12 protein-coding genes are annotated in these 15,192 nt (G+C 70.5%); 7 read left to right on the forward strand and 5 right to left on the reverse strand.

Translation table 11 applies throughout. The annotated features are described in order from the left end of the window. Positions 1 to 62: 62 nt before the first annotated feature. The 3 genes from ACFYYB_RS36120 to ACFYYB_RS36130 form a co-directional block, all read right to left on the reverse strand. Complete coding sequence (locus tag ACFYYB_RS36120; protein ID WP_389441563.1) at positions 63 to 980, reverse strand: FG-GAP repeat domain-containing protein; 918 nt, start codon at positions 978 to 980, stop codon at positions 63 to 65. 134 nt (positions 981 to 1,114) lie between these two features. Continuing rightward, the gene (locus ACFYYB_RS36125; protein WP_389441565.1) at positions 1,115 to 3,307 is read right to left on the reverse strand and encodes an FG-GAP repeat domain-containing protein; all 2,193 of its coding nucleotides are present in this window, start codon (positions 3,305 to 3,307) and stop codon (positions 1,115 to 1,117) included. Positions 3,308 to 3,466: 159 nt separating this feature from the next. Further along, the gene (locus ACFYYB_RS36130) at positions 3,467 to 3,904 is read right to left on the reverse strand and encodes a winged helix-turn-helix transcriptional regulator (RefSeq protein ID WP_389441568.1); all 438 of its coding nucleotides are present in this window, start codon (positions 3,902 to 3,904) and stop codon (positions 3,467 to 3,469) included. A 217-nt stretch (positions 3,905 to 4,121) separates the two neighbouring features. Here ACFYYB_RS36130 and ACFYYB_RS36135 point away from each other — a divergent pair, with 217 nt between their 5' ends. Both ACFYYB_RS36135 and ACFYYB_RS36140 read left to right on the forward strand, forming a co-directional pair. Next, on the forward strand, positions 4,122 to 5,558 hold the full coding sequence (locus tag ACFYYB_RS36135; protein WP_389441833.1) for an MFS transporter: 1,437 nt from the start codon (positions 4,122 to 4,124) through the stop codon (positions 5,556 to 5,558). Positions 5,559 to 6,151: 593 nt separating this feature from the next. Continuing rightward, a complete protein-coding gene (locus ACFYYB_RS36140) occupies positions 6,152 to 7,765 on the forward strand; it encodes an FAD-dependent monooxygenase (RefSeq protein WP_389441570.1) in 1,614 nt (537 codons plus the stop codon). Here ACFYYB_RS36140 and ACFYYB_RS36145 read toward each other — a convergent pair. Next, on the reverse strand, positions 7,708 to 8,379 hold the full coding sequence (locus ACFYYB_RS36145; protein ID WP_389441573.1) for a ScbR family autoregulator-binding transcription factor: 672 nt from the start codon (positions 8,377 to 8,379) through the stop codon (positions 7,708 to 7,710). The two genes, ACFYYB_RS36140 and ACFYYB_RS36145, sit on opposite strands and share 58 nt — an antisense overlap. 130 nt (positions 8,380 to 8,509) lie before the next feature. On the opposite strand from ACFYYB_RS36145, the gene ACFYYB_RS36150 reads away from it, so the two are divergent. Further along, positions 8,510 to 9,355 carry an NAD(P)H-binding protein gene (locus tag ACFYYB_RS36150; protein ID WP_389441576.1) on the forward strand — a complete coding sequence of 282 codons (846 nt, stop codon included), beginning with the start codon at positions 8,510 to 8,512 and terminating at the stop codon, positions 9,353 to 9,355. Positions 9,356 to 9,364: 9 nt separating this feature from the next. Here the strand turns inward: ACFYYB_RS36150 and ACFYYB_RS36155 are convergent, their stop codons facing one another. Further along, complete coding sequence (locus ACFYYB_RS36155; protein ID WP_389441579.1) at positions 9,365 to 10,366, reverse strand: ScbA/BarX family gamma-butyrolactone biosynthesis protein; 1,002 nt, start codon at positions 10,364 to 10,366, stop codon at positions 9,365 to 9,367. A gap of 555 nt (positions 10,367 to 10,921) precedes the next feature. Between ACFYYB_RS36155 and ACFYYB_RS36160 the strand changes: the two genes are divergently transcribed. The 4 genes from ACFYYB_RS36160 to ACFYYB_RS36175 all read left to right on the forward strand — a co-directional run bounded on the left by ACFYYB_RS36160 (position 10,922) and on the right by ACFYYB_RS36175 (position 15,090). Beyond that, on the forward strand, positions 10,922 to 11,548 hold the full coding sequence (locus ACFYYB_RS36160; protein WP_389441582.1) for a ScbR family autoregulator-binding transcription factor: 627 nt from the start codon (positions 10,922 to 10,924) through the stop codon (positions 11,546 to 11,548). Positions 11,549 to 12,062: 514 nt separating this feature from the next. Continuing rightward, on the forward strand, positions 12,063 to 13,175 hold the full coding sequence (locus ACFYYB_RS36165) for a bifunctional DNA primase/polymerase (protein WP_389441584.1): 1,113 nt from the start codon (positions 12,063 to 12,065) through the stop codon (positions 13,173 to 13,175). Then, positions 13,172 to 14,704: a phage/plasmid primase, P4 family gene (locus ACFYYB_RS36170; RefSeq protein WP_389441586.1), complete on the forward strand. Its 1,533-nt coding sequence runs from the start codon at positions 13,172 to 13,174 to the stop codon at positions 14,702 to 14,704. Before ACFYYB_RS36165 ends, ACFYYB_RS36170 begins: the two co-directional genes overlap by 4 nt. Then, positions 14,701 to 15,090: a DUF6009 family protein gene (locus ACFYYB_RS36175; protein ID WP_389441589.1), complete on the forward strand. Its 390-nt coding sequence runs from the start codon at positions 14,701 to 14,703 to the stop codon at positions 15,088 to 15,090. Before ACFYYB_RS36170 ends, ACFYYB_RS36175 begins: the two co-directional genes overlap by 4 nt. The last annotated feature ends 102 nt before the right edge of the window (positions 15,091 to 15,192 follow it).

Raw genomic sequence — 15,192 nt, forward strand, 5'->3', positions numbered from 1 at the left:
AGACACGCTGCCGGGGCGGCCCCCTTCAGGGCGTGCCCACTGCCGATGGTCCGTCCCAGCCCCTAGAGGATGTTGTAGACCTGGAAGCCGCTGCCGATCTTCACCGGCTTCTGGAACGGCGCCGAGGCGCTGCCCGTGCCCGAGTACCGGTACAGCTCGCCGGTCGACTTCCGTGCGACGAGGTCGCTCTTGCCGTCCCCGTCCAGGTCACCGATCGACACGAGGCGGTTGTAGGTGTTCCAGCCCGCACCGATCTTCGTGCGAGCGGCGAAGGGCGCCGCGTAGTTGCCGGTGCCCTTGTACAGCCACAGCACGCCGGAGGTGTCCCGGGCGACGATGTCGGCCTTGCCGTCACCGGTCAGGTCGCCCTGTCCGGCGATCTGGGAGTACTGGCCCCAGCCGGCGCCGATCTTGGTCCGGGACGTGAGCGACCCGTTCGGGTAGGCCAGGTACTCCCACAGCACGCCCGCCTTGTCGACACCCAGCAGGTCGGCTGACGCGCCCCCGCCGAGCTGACCCGGCGACAGGAGCTTCCCGGCGTAGATGTGGTAGCCGGTCCCGACCTGCTTCTCGTGGTAGTCGTCCGCGCTGTCGACCCAGGCGTAGGACAGCCGGCCGCTCTTCTCGGCGACCCAGGTCCCGTCGCTGAAACCGTCCTTGTCGTTGTCCACGTCGATGAAGTCGGACAACCCCGAATAGTCGTTGGGCACGTTCAGCGCGGGCGCGAAGCCGCCCTTGCCGTTCGGGCCGAACACGTCCAGCTGCGCGTTCTTCTTGTTCACCCCGAGCAGCGGGAAGGTGGGCGTCTCCACCGTCACGGCGGCACGCTTCGCCGGCGCCTGCTGCTGGACCTGCTTGGCCTTCCGTACCGCCTCGGCCGCGGCCGGGTCCCCGGCGGCGAACGCCGAACCCGCCATGACGCCCATCGCGACCGCGAGTGCGGTTGCCGCGACCAGCCCGCGACGTCCAACTGAATTCATGCAATTCCCCCTGCTCAGTGCGGGGCGGCGGGATGTCCCACCGCGCCCGAAGATCCACATTCTCATGGCCCTCCGACAGCCCTCCGCTTCCGGTCCCACGGGGACCGGGCCAGGGCGTCCGAGAAGTTCAAGCGTCAGACGACGTGATGTCCCGCGTCGCCGACGTAGGGCAGCGAGGCCGACTGCCTCGCCCGCAGCGGAGCCCGCCACGAGCCGGTGCCGCCGTAGAGGTATCCGCCGGTCGGCCCGAGCGCGACCAGGTCGGGGCGGCCGTCGCGGTCTCCGTCGCCGATGGCGACGAGGTGCTGGTACTGCCCCCAGCCGGCGCCGATCCGCGTCGGCGCCGTGAACGTGCCGTCGCCCTTGCCCAGGTACAGCCACAGGACCCCGGCCTTGTCCCGGGCCAGCAGGTCGCCCGCCGAGCCGCCCGCGATGTTCCCGACGGCCGTCAGGTCGTTGAAGTTCTGCCAGCCGCCGCCGATCTTCGTACGGGGGGCGAAGGGGGCGGTGGCCGAGCCGGTGCCCTTGTAGTACCAGAGCACGCCGGCCTTGTCGGTGGCGAGCAGGTCGGGCCGCCCGTCCCCGTTCAGGTCGCTGCCCGCGGCGATCCGCTCGTACGTGTTCCAGCCGGCGCCGACCTTCGTGCGCGCCGCGAACCCGCCCCGGCCGTTGCCCTGGTAGAGCCACAGCACGCCGGTCTTGTCGCGGGCCACGAGGTCGCCGACCGCCGTCCCGCCGATGTTCCCCGTCGCCTCGATCCGGTCGTAGACGTTCCAGCCCGAGCCGATCAGCCGGCGCGACTGGGCCGTCAGCTGGCCGTACTCCTTGTAGTACGCGGTGTCGCTCAGCCACAGCCGGCCGGCGGAGTCCCGGTCGAGCACGTCCGCGCTGCCGTTGTCGTCGAAGTCGTGCGGCACGGTCTTGCGGGCGACCTGGAAGGTGCCCGACGCGGAGGTGGACGGACCGATGCCGTTGATCGGAGCCGCGGTCATCTCCCAGGTGTACGCGCCGTTGTACGCGCTGGTGGAGTCCGTCCCGATCGTGCCGTCCCAGGCGAACGTCACCGTGCGGCTCTCCGGGTGGGTGACGCCGAACTCCCGGGTCTTTCCGGTCCGGACGTGCCGCAGGGTGAGCTTCACGTCCACGCTGCTGCGGGAGAGCTGCCAGCTGAGATTCGCCTTCCCGCCGTTCCGGTCGAGGTCGACGACGGCGGGGACGTCGTTGCCCTCGATGACGACACGGGTCGGCTCGCCGGTGCTCGCCGTCATGTCGACGACCGGGGCCGCGCCGCCCGCGCCGGGCGTGAGCTTGTACAGACCCTCGCCCTGGGCGAGGGTGCCGCCCCGTACGTACAGGGCGTCGGGGGAAGCGGCGAGCGAGGTGAGGTGGTCGAGCAGCTTCACCGTCTTCTTCGTCGCCGGGTCGTAGGCGCTCAGGGCGTACAGCGGATTGCTGTCACCGTTGGCGATGCCGCCCGCCTCGCCGTACACCACCCAGCCGCCGACCAGGCCGATCTGCAGGTTGCTCGTCCACGCCTTCGGGACCGGGACCTGCTGGACCGCCCCCGACGACCGGTCCAGCAGGAACAGCGCCGGACTGTCCGTCCCGCCGAGCTCCGTCTCCGTCCAGGCGACGTGCGTCTGAGAGACGGCCAGGGCGCCCTCGGAAGCCCGCGTGGTCCGCGTGCGGATCCCGCTGACGGCGCCGGTGGCAAGGTCGACCAGCCCCCACTTCGCGGCCGTACCGACCCTGAACGTCACCAGGGCATGCTCCGGGGTTCCGGGAGCGACGCCGACGCCGACCGCACCCTCCGGCAGCCCGGTGACGGGCACCGTGCCGCCCTCCGTGGCGTGCCGGTGCATCTGCACCGTGCTTCCGTCACCGGTCAGGGTGAACAGGGCGTTGCCCGCCGACCCGAGGTACGTGGCAGTGTCGCTCTCCCCCATCGGGAGGCGCAGCTCGGCCTTCGTCGACAGGTTCTCCGACACCACGGAGGAGCTGGTGTAGGTGACCAGATAGTCCGCGGTCCGCGAGGAGCGCAGCTTGGTCGCGTCCTGAAGCCACTTCGAGGACCCGTCGGAGTACCGGGTCCACCGGTTGTCACCCCAGGCGTCCTTCGGCCGCGACACGAACCCGGTCAGCCCGGCCCCCGTCACCACCGACCCCTTGAGGAACGGCACCGGGGCGGCCGAGGCGGCCACCCCGCCGACCGCGTACGCGGCTCCCGTGTCACCGGCGACGGGCGCGACCACGCCGAGCGTGACGGCAAGGACGGTGGTGGTGGCGGCCAACAGCACCGGACGCCGGGTCGATCGGGCTTGGAGCACTGACGGTTCTCCCTCAGAGACGCAAACGAAGCGAGCGCACCAGGCGCTACAGAAGGAGGACCCACGACCCTGGACAACGGTTGTACGGGACTCGAAAAAAAATCGGCCCGCCCGCCCCGTGACACGGGGCGGGCGGGCCGGTACCTCGGATCGCCGGAGTCAGGAGGCCGTTTCCAAGGCGTCCAGCCGGCCGTCGTACTCGGACCGGGCCTTGGAGATCTCCTCCTGGTGGGCTTCGGTCCAGTCGACCAGCGCCCGGATCGTGGTGTGCAGGGTCGCTCCGAGCGGAGTGAGTTCATAGTCCACGCGCGGCGGAACGACCGGGTGCACCGTCCGCTTCACCAGGCCGTCCCGTTCGAGCTGGCGCAGCGTCACCGTCAGCATGCGCTGGCTGATGCCCTCGATGCGTCGGCGTAGTTCGGAGAAGCGCAGGGTCTGGCGCTCCAGGTGCGCTATGGCGAGCAGCGACCACTTGTCGGCGACACGGTCGAGGATCTGCCGCACCTCGCACCCTTCGCGGGCGTCCCACTGGTGGATGTCGTAGTCCTGGTCGGTACCCGTGCAGTGACTCGGTGACTTTAAAGTGCCTTCTTCCATAGCCCCCAACGGTGCCGCATGCTGCCAGTGGTTACAAGTGGGAACCGAATTGCTTCTTTGCAAGCCGTCCGAGACGGCCGGGTTCTTAACCGGACTTCAAGGGAACGCCACGCGCCCGTCACAACAATGCGGATGGTTCCCTCTCGTTATTCCTTCGCGTTCAAGGAGAAATTCTGTGTCCACACTGCAATCGCCGTCAGGCAGCGGCACCGACCGCATGAGCGGGCGCGCGTGGGGCGTGCTGTTCGTGCTGTGTGGCGCGATCTTCCTCGAAGGCATCGACGTGGCCATGCTCAACGTGGCCCTGCCTTCGATCCGCGAGGACCTGGACATGTCCACCGGCATGCTCCAGTGGGTGATGAGCGCCTACGTGCTCGGCTACGGCGGCTTCATGCTGCTGGGCGGCCGGGCCGCCGACCTCTTCGGGCGCCGCCAGATGTTCGTCTTCTGGCTCGTGGTCTTCCTGCTCTTCTCCGGCCTGGGCGGTTTCGCCACCGAAGGCTGGATGCTGATCGTCGCCCGCTTCGTCACCGGTGTGGCCGCCGCCTTCATGACCCCGGCGGGTCTGTCCATCATCACCACCGGCTTTGCCGAGGGCCCGCAGCGCAACAAGGCCCTGCTCGTCTACTCCGGCACCGCGGCCGGCGGCTTCTCCATCGGCCTGGTCGTCGGCGGTCTGCTGGCCGCCGTCAACTGGCGCTGGGTCTTCTTCGCGCCGGTCGTCCTCTCGCTCCTCATCCTCATCGCCGCGCTCGCGCTCATCCCCAAGTCGGCGCGCCCGGACCGTACGGGCCAGGGCGTCGACCTGGCGGGCGCGATCACCGTCACCGGCGGCATCCTGCTCCTCGTCTTCGGCGTCGAGCGCGCCACCCACGCCTCCGCGGCCGTGACGGCCGCCACGATCGGGGCCGGCCTGGTCCTCTTCCTCGCCTTCCTCGCCATCGAGCGGAAGTCGGCCTCGCCCCTGGTGCGCCTGGGCATCTTCCGCAGCGGCTCGCTGGTCCGCGCGAACCTGGCCGGCATGCTCTTCGCCGCGGGCTTCTTCGGCTTCCAGTTCATCGCGGTGCTCTACCTGCAGGAGCTGCGCGGCTGGTCGACCCTGCAGACCAGTTTCGCCCTCATCGTCATCGGTGTGGACGCGATCCTCTCTCCCACCCTCACTCCCAAGCTCGTGGCCAGGTTCGGCAACGCCCGGGTGATCTTCGGCGGTCTGCTCCTCGCGGCCCTGTCCTACGCCCTGTTCCTGCCGATCGGCGCGGACTGGACGTACCTGGCGATGTTCCCGAGCCTGATCATCCTGGGCCTGGCCTTCTCCCTCGCCTACGGACCGCTCACCATCGTGGCCACCGACGGCTTCGCCGAGGAGGAGCAGGGCGTCGCCGGCGGTCTGCTGTACACGTCCTTCCAGTTCGGTGCCGCGCTCGGCCTGTCCTCGGTCGCCGCCGTCAACATCGGCGCCACGGACGGTACGTCCCCGGCCGCCCTCCTCGACGGCTACCAGGCCGCCCTGGTCGTGCCGCTGGTCGCCGCCCTCGTCGCCGCCTTCATCAGCGCCTTCGGCCTGCGCGGCCGGGCCGGGGCGGACGATGCCGACTCCGCCTCCGTCCCCGTCGAGGCGTCCGCTCCGGTGGCCCTCGTCGAGGCGTCGAGGTAGTTCTCGCGGCTGCGAACCAGCCGGCACGCACGGACGGCATTGCCCTGGCCTCCCCCTCCCGGTGGCCGGGGCAATGGCATTTCGTGTGCGTTCCCATTGCGCGGTAACCGGCTGCTCAACACTTTGTCGGGAGCGCCGGATTATCTGCACGTGACCCCTCCCCGGGAGGGAATGGGAATATCCGCCGGCGCAAAGGAAGACACGCACCGTGGAGTTGCCGCGGCGCAATGAATCGCGGCCCGCCGGGGCCCGCCGGGGCCCGCCGGGGCCCGCCGGGAGGCCCGGCGCCTGCGGCTTCCGTCGTCACGCCGCCCGAGAACCCGGCTCCGGGGCTGAGACCCGACCGCTGTCGTGGAAGGCCGCCGGTGTCATCGCCCTCGCGCGGGTTCGCCTGCCGCGGGAGACCTCGGGGGCGCCGTAGAGGTGGCCCGCCGACCGTTCGCGGACCCGGTCGCCGGTCCCGGAACGGCCCTCCACGGCGGCCCCCTCCCCCGTCCGGAGGTGGCCATGACAAAAGACAGAACGACCCCTGACAAAAAACAGCCTGCCCGGTATATTTTCGAGCGACACTGAGGCCGAGGGGGAGGCACGCTGTGCAGGAAGTTCGTCGTGCGCAAACGCAAGTGGTGGTGGTCGGCGGGGGGCCGGCCGGCATGCTCGTCGCGGCCGAACTGGCCGGCTACGGAGTCGACACCGTGCTCCTCGAATCGCAGGCCGGTGTTTCCGAGCAGCCCAAGGCGACCACGCTGCACGCCCGGGCGGTGCAATGCCTCGCGCGGCGCGGTCACCTGCCGGGGCGGGTGTCCGGCCACACGGCGGACGCGGTCGGCAGCCCCTTCCACTTCGCCGGCATGCCCGGACTGGTCATCAAGGCGCCCGAGACCGAGCCGGAGGCGATCCTGAAGTGCCCCCAGGCCGAGCTCGAGTGGTCCTTCGAGGAGCGGGCCCGGGCGGCGGGCGCGCGGATCCTGCGCGGGTACCGGGTCATCGGGGTCCACCAGGATCAGGACGGTGTGCGGGTGACGGCCGAGGGGCCACAGGGCCCGCTCACCTGCGAGGCCGCGTACGTGGTGGGGGCGGACGGAGCGCGCAGCACCGTGCGGGAGCAGGCCGGCATCGACTCCGAGACGCATCCGGCCACGGTGTCCGCACTGATGGGTGCCGTCACGCTCGCGGAACCCGACGCGCTGGCCGACGGCTGGCACCGCACCCCGCGCGGCTGGATCGTGGCCAAGCGCGACCCGGCGGGCCTGACGCACATCCGGACCCTCAACTGCGCGGGCGCCCACTTCGACCGGCACGTGCCGCTCACGCTGGAGGAGCTGCGCCGGGAGGTGTCCTGGATCGCCGGACGCGACATCGCGATGGAAGGGGCCCCCTGGCTCGCCAGGTTCAGCGACTTCGCGCGGCTGGCCCGGACCTTCCGTGCGGGACGGGTCTTCCTGGTGGGCGACGCGGCGCACGTGCACTTCCCGATCGGAGGCCAGGGTCTGAGCACCGGGGTGCTGGACGCGCTCAACCTGAGCTGGAAGCTGGCGCTCGCGGTGCACGGGACCGCGAGCGCGGGCCTGCTCGAGACCTACGATCCGGAGCGTCGGCCGGTCGCCCAGCGGGTCATCGACAACACGCGGGCCCAGCTCGCCCTGATGCGGCCCGGCGGTGAACTTGACGCACTACGCGGGGTGTTCGCCGGAATTCTGGCGGCGGATCGCGAGCACGGGGGGCTCGGCGGCATGATCAGCGCACAGGACACGGTGCTCCCGGAGCACACCGGGTGTCCTTCCCGCGGTGCGGGAACGCTGCTGCGGAACGTGCTGCTCGAAACGGAGAGGGGCGAGAGGGACGTGATCGGGCTACTCCAGGAAGGCAGACCCTTGCTGCTGCTCTTCGGCGAGAAGGGCAGCGGCTACCAGGGGCATGCACGGGACTGGGAAGGGATCCTGCGCGTGGTGCACGCGCGGCCCACGCCCGAGGTGCCGTACGACGCGGTGCTGGTGCGGCCCGACGGCTACATCGCCTGGACGGCGGGTGGCGACGAGCCGGCCCGCGAGCGGGCCGAAGCCTTGACCATCGTCCTGTCGGCGTACTTCGTCCGGGGCACCCGGAGCGCGGCGCCCCGGGCGAAGCAGGCAAGGGCGCGGCCGGCCGCTCAGCCGACGGTTTCGATGGCTTCCTGCTCCTCGACCGCCTTCAGAGCCTCGGCGTAGACCGTGGCACCCCGATTCTCGGAGAGGTCGAGCGAGGCGAGGACGGACGGCACCACGACGCTGGGCAGCACATGCCGCATCAGTGCGGAAACCCGGCCCACGAGGTCCTGGTATTCGCAGATGGCCTGGGACATGGACTGGATGCCGGCGAACGAACCCACGATGACGTCGGCCGTCTCGGCCGGCACGACGTGTGGCAGCAACTCGCCCTGGGCCTGCGCCTTCTGCAGCAGCTCGAGGCCGACCTCGCTCCAGCGCACGAACGGGCCGCTGCGGTCGAGGCCCAGCGCCAGCTGGTCCATCGACAGCCGTACGCCGGCTCGGACCATGGGGTTGGTCTGCAGGCGGTGGGCGTGCAGCATCACCGCGTCCACGATCTCCTGCACCTTGGAGGCGCGCTCCGGAACGATGAGCCGCTGGTCCTGTTCGGCGAGCACGCCCTGGGCCAGTTCTTCCTTCGACTGGAAGTGGAAGTACAGAGCGCCCTTGGTCACCCTGGCCTCGCTGAGGATCTGGGAGATCGTGGCCGCGGGGTATCCGTACTGCTCGAAGATCTTGGCCGCCGCCAGAAGGATGTTCTGACGTGTGCGGATGGCTCGGATTTGCTCAGCCACTGTGCCTCCTCCCTCCTCAGGATGTCTCGCGTGGGTGGGCCGTAAAAAACCGCCCAGTTCGTATCTTACAGCGAGTAACTGTACTTGCCCGCTAGGGGCAGCGGAATGATTCCGTCAGGAAGGAAAGATCGTGATCCTTGTCACGGGCGCAACCGGGACGATCGGACGGGAAGTGGTCCGCCTCCTCCCCGCCGACCTGGCCGTTCGCATCATGGCCAGAGATCCCGCGCGGGTCAGGGGGGCGTCCACGACGGCCGAGATCGTCCACGGAGACTTCGAGGATCCGCAGTCGCTGGCCGCCGCCCTACGCGGGGTGAGCACCGTCTTCCTGGTGACCAACCGGATCTGGGAGGACGATGCGCGCTTCATCCGCACCGCGCGTTCGGCCGGGGTGCGTCGCGTGGTGAAGCTCTCCGCCGCGGCCGTCGAGGACTGCCGGGCCGATGACCTGATCACCCGGTGGCAGCGTGTGAACGAGGATCTGCTGTGCGGGTCCGGGATGGAGTGGACCCTGATACGGCCCCGCTCGTTCATGTCCAACGCCCTCTCCTGGGCGACGTCCGTCCGCTCGGGCGGCGTGGTGCGGGCCCTGCACGGGTCGTCTGCCAATTCCTGTGTCGATCCGCTCGACATAGCCGAGGTGGCGGTACGCACCCTCACCGAAGAAGGGCATGCCGGCAGCACCCATACGCTCACGGGGCCGGAGCCGATCACCGCCGTCGAGCAGACGGCGCAGCTCGCCGAGCTGCTCGGCCGTCCGCTGCGGTTCGAGGAACTGGGGCCGGACCAGGCGCGCACCGCACTGCGCGGACGCTACCCGCAGGCCGTCGCCGACGCGTTGGTGGAGAGTGCGGAGCGCCAGCGCGAGGGCGCGAAGGCCCGGGTGGAGGCGACGGTGCCCGCTCTGCTCGGACGGCCGGCGGGAACCTTCCTCGGGTGGGCCAGGGGCCACCTCGATGCCTTCGCGGCCGGGTGACACCGCTGCTCAACAGCCGTGCTCCCCTGCGGTGACGGTGGCGCTGAAGACGTCCGCGTCGTGCTGGCGCGCGGTCACCAGGACGTTCTGGCCACCGTTGAGCGCCCTCTCGGGCAGGACGCGGGCCTCGACCATGCAGGGGGAGTCGAGCTCCACGTACCGCTTGAACTCGCTGTCGATGCCGAGGGGGAGGTAGGAGGACCGGCCCAGCGCGGCTGCCGTGGCCTGGCGGGCCGCCTCGAGCAGCACCATCCCGGGGACGTGGTCGACCGCGTGCTCGAAGAGCACCGGGTGGCGCGTGTCGGTCCTCAGCTGCCAGCGGGCGGGCTCGGCGGTCGGGGAGAGCACGACGTCCATCGGGGACATGCGTCCCACGCTGTCCGGGGCGGCCGGGCTGATGAGGGGGCGCTGGTGCCAGTCGCCGTCGAGCGTGTGGTTCCCGCGCACGCGCCGGTAGACCCCGGGAGACATGCAGGAGAAGGAACCGGATCCCGTCGCCACTACGTTCCCGTCGCGCCGGAACACCGCATCGATGCGCAGACCTGACAGGTTCCGGCCGCGCCGGTTGATCTCCGTGCAGGTGACGTCGATGCTCAGTGCAGTGGGTTCGAACCCCATCCGCAGGTGCTCCGGTCTTACGTCGATGCCTATGTTCCACACGATGAACTGATGGCCGAAGGGTATGCCGAACTCGGCGTGCCCCAGCAGGAGGCCGATCTGGCGGAGCGTCTCACAGCCGATCAGCGGATCGTGGTAGCCGCCCGCCACGGGGGTGAAGAAGCTGTGGCCGCGGGGCCACTGTGCGGTCATGACGAAGTGGGTGTCGTCCACCCGGTCCCAGTCGGTGAGCAGGACTTCGGAGACTGCCGCGCGATGGACTAATTCCTTGGGGACCGTGGTGGTCAGTGTCGTGGGGTGGAAGCCGCCGGGCTTGATCGTGGAAGCCGCGAAGCCTCTCCGTGTGCCCCGGTTGAACGTTGTTCGCTCAACTTGGAACGTGCTCGCAGACATTGCTTCTCCTGGGCCTGTGATGCGAGATGCGGCTGGTTGCCGCTGGCCGGAAAGATACATACCACCCGGTTTAATTTCTAGTAAAACTGGCCCGTAACTCCAGAATTTGGGGGAGGCATTTATTCCGATTCACCCCTTCCCTCTGGTGGGGTGGGGTGTGCCGGGCCTCCGTGGGGTGGTGGCGGTGCCGCGTGGTCCGGGTGGGTCGAGCGGGATACGAGCAGGTCTTGAGCGGGGCTGTAGAGGGTATCCGCAGGCCACCGGGCGGTCTCTGGTCCGACCTGGTCGTTGCTCCGCCCTAGGGGTGTGTGTAATATCTAGGCAAAACCGCATGGACGGTTTGTATTGGATCGGGGCCGCGCCTTGGGGGGGGCCTTTCGTGACGCTGAGGGGCGCCCAGTGCCGCGACCTGGTGGATCCCGGTGAGCTCCGGTGACCCCTCCCGGTCGCGGCAGTAGGCGCCGCCAGGACCAGTTCTCTCGCGAAGCTCCGCGCCAAGCACTCGGGCCTGCCCTTCGGCAGGCGCGGCAACTCCCTGCAGTAACGGAGCAGTCGATGGTCAAACAGGCACGCGCGGCGCGCACGCGGGAAGCCCTGGTCAGGTCCGCAGCCGAGATCTTCGACCGGGACGGCTTCTCGGTGGCGTCCCTCACCGCGATCAGTTCGCTGGCCGGCGTGAGCAACGGGGCGCTCCACTTCCACTTCGCCAGCAAGGCGGCCTTGGCGGACGCCGTCGAGGAGGAGGCGCTGACCCGGCTGCTGGGTGTCGCCGACGCGGAGCTCCCGCCGGGGGCGAGCCGCGTGCAGTTCCTGGTCGACGTCACCTTCGGGCTCACCCGCGCCCTGAGCTCCGACGTGGTGCTGCGCGCCGGCTTCGGGCTGAGCGGCGAGGCGTGCCGCCACCGGCGGGTCGACCTGTACGGGCGCTGGTACGAGTGGGTCGAAGAGGCGGTGCGGCAGGCCGAAGCGGCGGGCGAGTTGCGTCCGGAGGTCTCGGCCCAGGGGGTGGTGACCTCCGTGGTGGCCGCGACCGTGGGGTTCGAGACGCTCGGCGCCCGCGATGCGTCATGGCTCTCGGGAGCCGCGGTGAACCGCTTCTGGAGCCTGCTGTTTCCGGCTCTCGTGCCGGCGGACCTTCTTGCGGACCTCGAGGCCGGGGGAACCGGGTCGCTGTCTCGGTAAAGCCCCTGCGACGCCGCCCCGGCCACCTGCATCCGCAGGGGGCCGGGGCTTCTTCTGTCACGTCACTAGAGCCCCGATCCAGGCGGACTCGAACGGCCCGGAAGCGGCGGGCGCGGGGCAGCGACCGAACGGGAGCGACCGAACACGCGCTGGGTTCCGGCAATGGCCCGGTAAAGACGCAGGTCAGAGAGGTGTGGTGCCAGGGACAGCGACTGAAGCGACTCAAGGTTCAGGTATATGGAGACATTCGTGTGTGTGCGTGTGGGCGTCATATAAGGGGGACTTGGGTCGCTTCAGTCGCTGTTTCGTCTTGCACAGGGCTGTGACCTGGTGTTCTGTGAGCCACTCGGCGAGCGACTGAATGAATTCGGTAGCTGCCCGCACGGTCGCTCGGTCGCTGGGGCTCCTCCTGGAGACGTGCATCCGTTCCGGCTCATGGGCCTCTCGCCCCTCAGGCCTTTCGCTAGTGTGTTTTTGGGCGTTGAGTCGCTTCAGTCGCTGATGGGGGAAGTTGATGGCAGCTGAGCTGCGGGTTTCGCGCAGCGACCCACGGCAGTTCGCCAGAGCTGCTCCGGTCGCATCGCGTCCTGTGACCACGGCCCTGTGGTGTGCGCGTCAGGGGTGGCCGGTTCACCCTCTTGCCCCGGGCCGCAAGACGCCGGTGGGCAACTGCGACGAGTGCCGCGTCCCGGGACACGACCGGGGAGCGTGCGACTGCCTCCGGGCGGGCCGTTGGTGCCATGGATTCCATGCGGCCACGCTCGACCCGGAGCGGATCGAGCAGTGGTGGGGTGCCCGCCCCGACCTCGGGGTCGGCGTCGCGACGGGCCCCGCGGACCTGGTCGTCATCGACATCGACGCACACGCGCGCGAACTCCCCGACCGGGAACGTCTGCTGCCCGGTGTCGGGATCCCGACCGCGGTCGACCTGACCGGGCTGGCCAACGGCTTTCACACGCTGGGCGTGCTGGCGGCCCTGCGCGGCGCCGCCGACCCGGCGGACGACGAGTCGACCCTGCGCGTGCGCACGCCTTCCGGAGGCCTGCACGTGTGGTACCGCAACGCGGGCAGCCACAGATGGCAGTGCTCGGCGGGATCGGGCGGCGGCCGGGCCCTGGCCTGGCAGGTCGATGTACGGGCGCACGGCGGGTACATCGTGGCTCCGGGGACCGTGACCCCGACGGGCGTCTACCGTCCCGTGGGAGCCACGCGGGTGCCCGCGCCGCTGCCGGCCTGGCTCGCCCGGGAGCTGGAGCGCACCGGGCACCTGCCCGCCGCACCGGTGCCCGGGATCCGGCCGGTGCCGCCCCGGGCCCGGCAGGCCGTCATCGCCGCGGGCGGGGGACGCGGGGCTTCGGACCGGGTCCTGGCGGGAGTGCTCGCCGAGGTCGCCGCATGCGCCGTCGTACCCGAAGGAGCCGCGTTCTCGGAGAAGTTGAACCGGGCCGCCTACACCGCGGGCGGACTGGTCGCCGCGGGGCACGTGAGCGAGGCCGAGGCACTGCGGGTCCTGGAGGACGCGGCCGCGCGGGCCCGTCCCGGGCAGGAGCGCCGCTGCCGCGCCGTCATCCGCGGCGGGCTCGGTGCGGGTCTGGCGCGCCCGCTGTCCCTCGGCGGTCGCGCGTGAGCGCGGACGGCGAGAGCGTGCTGTCCGGCTTCGACGTCCGGGCCGTTGCCGCGCAGATCCTCGCGCAGTCCGTTCCGGGGCCCCGGCAGAGCGGCGAATCCGCCGCGCGGGACGGGGCGGCCGCCTCGGCTTCGGACGGCGAGGCGACGGCGGACGGACTGCTGCCCGACACGCTCACCGACCGCGGCAACGCCAAGCTGTTCGTCAAGCTGTACCGCAACGACTACCGGCACGTCCCCGGGATCGGCTGGTTCCGCTGGGACGGCACCCGCTGGCAGGTCGACGAGGACGACACCGTGATGTGGTCCGCGGGCGATCTGGCGGAGTCCATCGCCACCACCGACCTGCGCGGCGTCCACACCCCCGCAGCGCTGCAGCAGCACCGCCGCCGCACGCTCAGCACCAGCGGGATGAACGCGATGCTCACCCAGGCGAAGTCCGCCCCGGGCATGGTGCTCAACGCGGCGCTGCTGGACGCCGACCCGTACGCGCTGTGCACGCCGGGCGGAGTCGTGGACCTGCGGACCGGGCACATCCGCCCCGCCGAACCCACGAAGGACTTCCACTCCCGGTGCACCTCGGCGGCGCCGCGGCCGATGCCCACGCCCCGCTGGAACCGCTTCCTGGCCGACACCTTCGGCGAGGGGCCGGAGGGCGTGGAGATGATCGACTTCCTGCAGCTGCTGCTCGGATACTCCGTCACCGGGGATGTCGGCGCCCAGGTCATGCCCTTCCTGTTCGGCTCGGGCAAGAACGGCAAGTCCGTACTCCTGGACGTTCTGATGAAGCTGCTCGGGGACTACGCCGACGCGGCGCCCCCCGGGTTCCTCATGTCACGGCCGTACGAGGGGCACCCGACCGACCTCGCCGAGCTGCACGGCCGCCGGGTGATCGTGTGCAGCGAGGTGAAGCCGGGCGACCGCTTCGACGAGGCCCGCGTCAAACTGCTCACCGGCGGCGACCGCATCAAGGCGCGCCGGATGCGGCAGGACTTCTTCAGCTTCGAGCCGACGCACAAGATGTGGCTGCTGGGCAACCACCGGCCCGAGGTCGGCACCGGTGGCTTCGCGTTCTGGCGGCGCATGCGGCTGATCCCGTTCGAGCGGGTCGTCTCCGACGACCGCAAGATCGACAACCTGGCGGACGTCCTCGTCACCCAGGAAGGTCCGGGCATCCTCAACTGGCTCATCGAGGGAGCCCGTCGCTACCTCGGCGGCGACCGGGACCTCACGGGCCCCGAGCGGGTCCGCATCGCGACCACGGCGTACGCGGAGACCGAGGACCACACCGGGCGCTTCATCGGCGAGACCTGCCGCCTCGAGGCCGATCTGCGGGCGGAGCAAGCGCAGCTCTACGCGGCCTACAGGAGCTGGTGCCAGACTGAGGGAGCCCCGGCGATCTCTTCGCGGGCCTTCGCGGCACGCGTTCGCGAGGTGGTGGGACTGGCCTCGCCGAAGGAAATGATCCTGTCCAACCAGCGCAAGTACTACCCGGGCATCGGCCTGCTCGCGGACGAGGAGACAGCATGAGCGCCCTCATCGCAGCGGACGAGATCATCCACGAAGTGGACCTCGTCTGGCTCGAGGACATCAGCCGGCTCGACTACGTCCGCCAGAGCCTGGACCGGTTGCCGACGCGGCGCGGCAGGCCCGCGTACCACCGCGACGGCCGGATGGTCGGGTACGCCCTGCTGGGGCCGAAGGCCAAGCCGTCGCGCTCCTCCGGTACGTTCCGGCGGCGGGTGTTCTGGCTGCTTCCGCACGACCGGGACACGGCACCCGACGGTCTGTACGCGACGGGAGCGCCTGCGGAGGCCGTGGACGCACGGACCCTGGCGCCGGGCAGCAAGGGGTACAAGACCGAGCGGTCGGAAGGCGGCCCCATGTCCTCGGAGAGGCGCGAGCTGCTGCCGTAACTCCCGCCGGGCGCTGCCCGCTTCGGTCGTTCGAGCCCCGGTCCTTCGTGCGTGCGCGCGGAGGACCGGGGCTTCTGCGTGTCATCGGCCGGTCGCCCGGCC

The organism is Streptomyces sp. NPDC002886 (assembly GCF_042888445.1).
Taxonomy (GTDB): Bacteria; Actinomycetota; Actinomycetes; order Streptomycetales; family Streptomycetaceae; genus Streptomyces.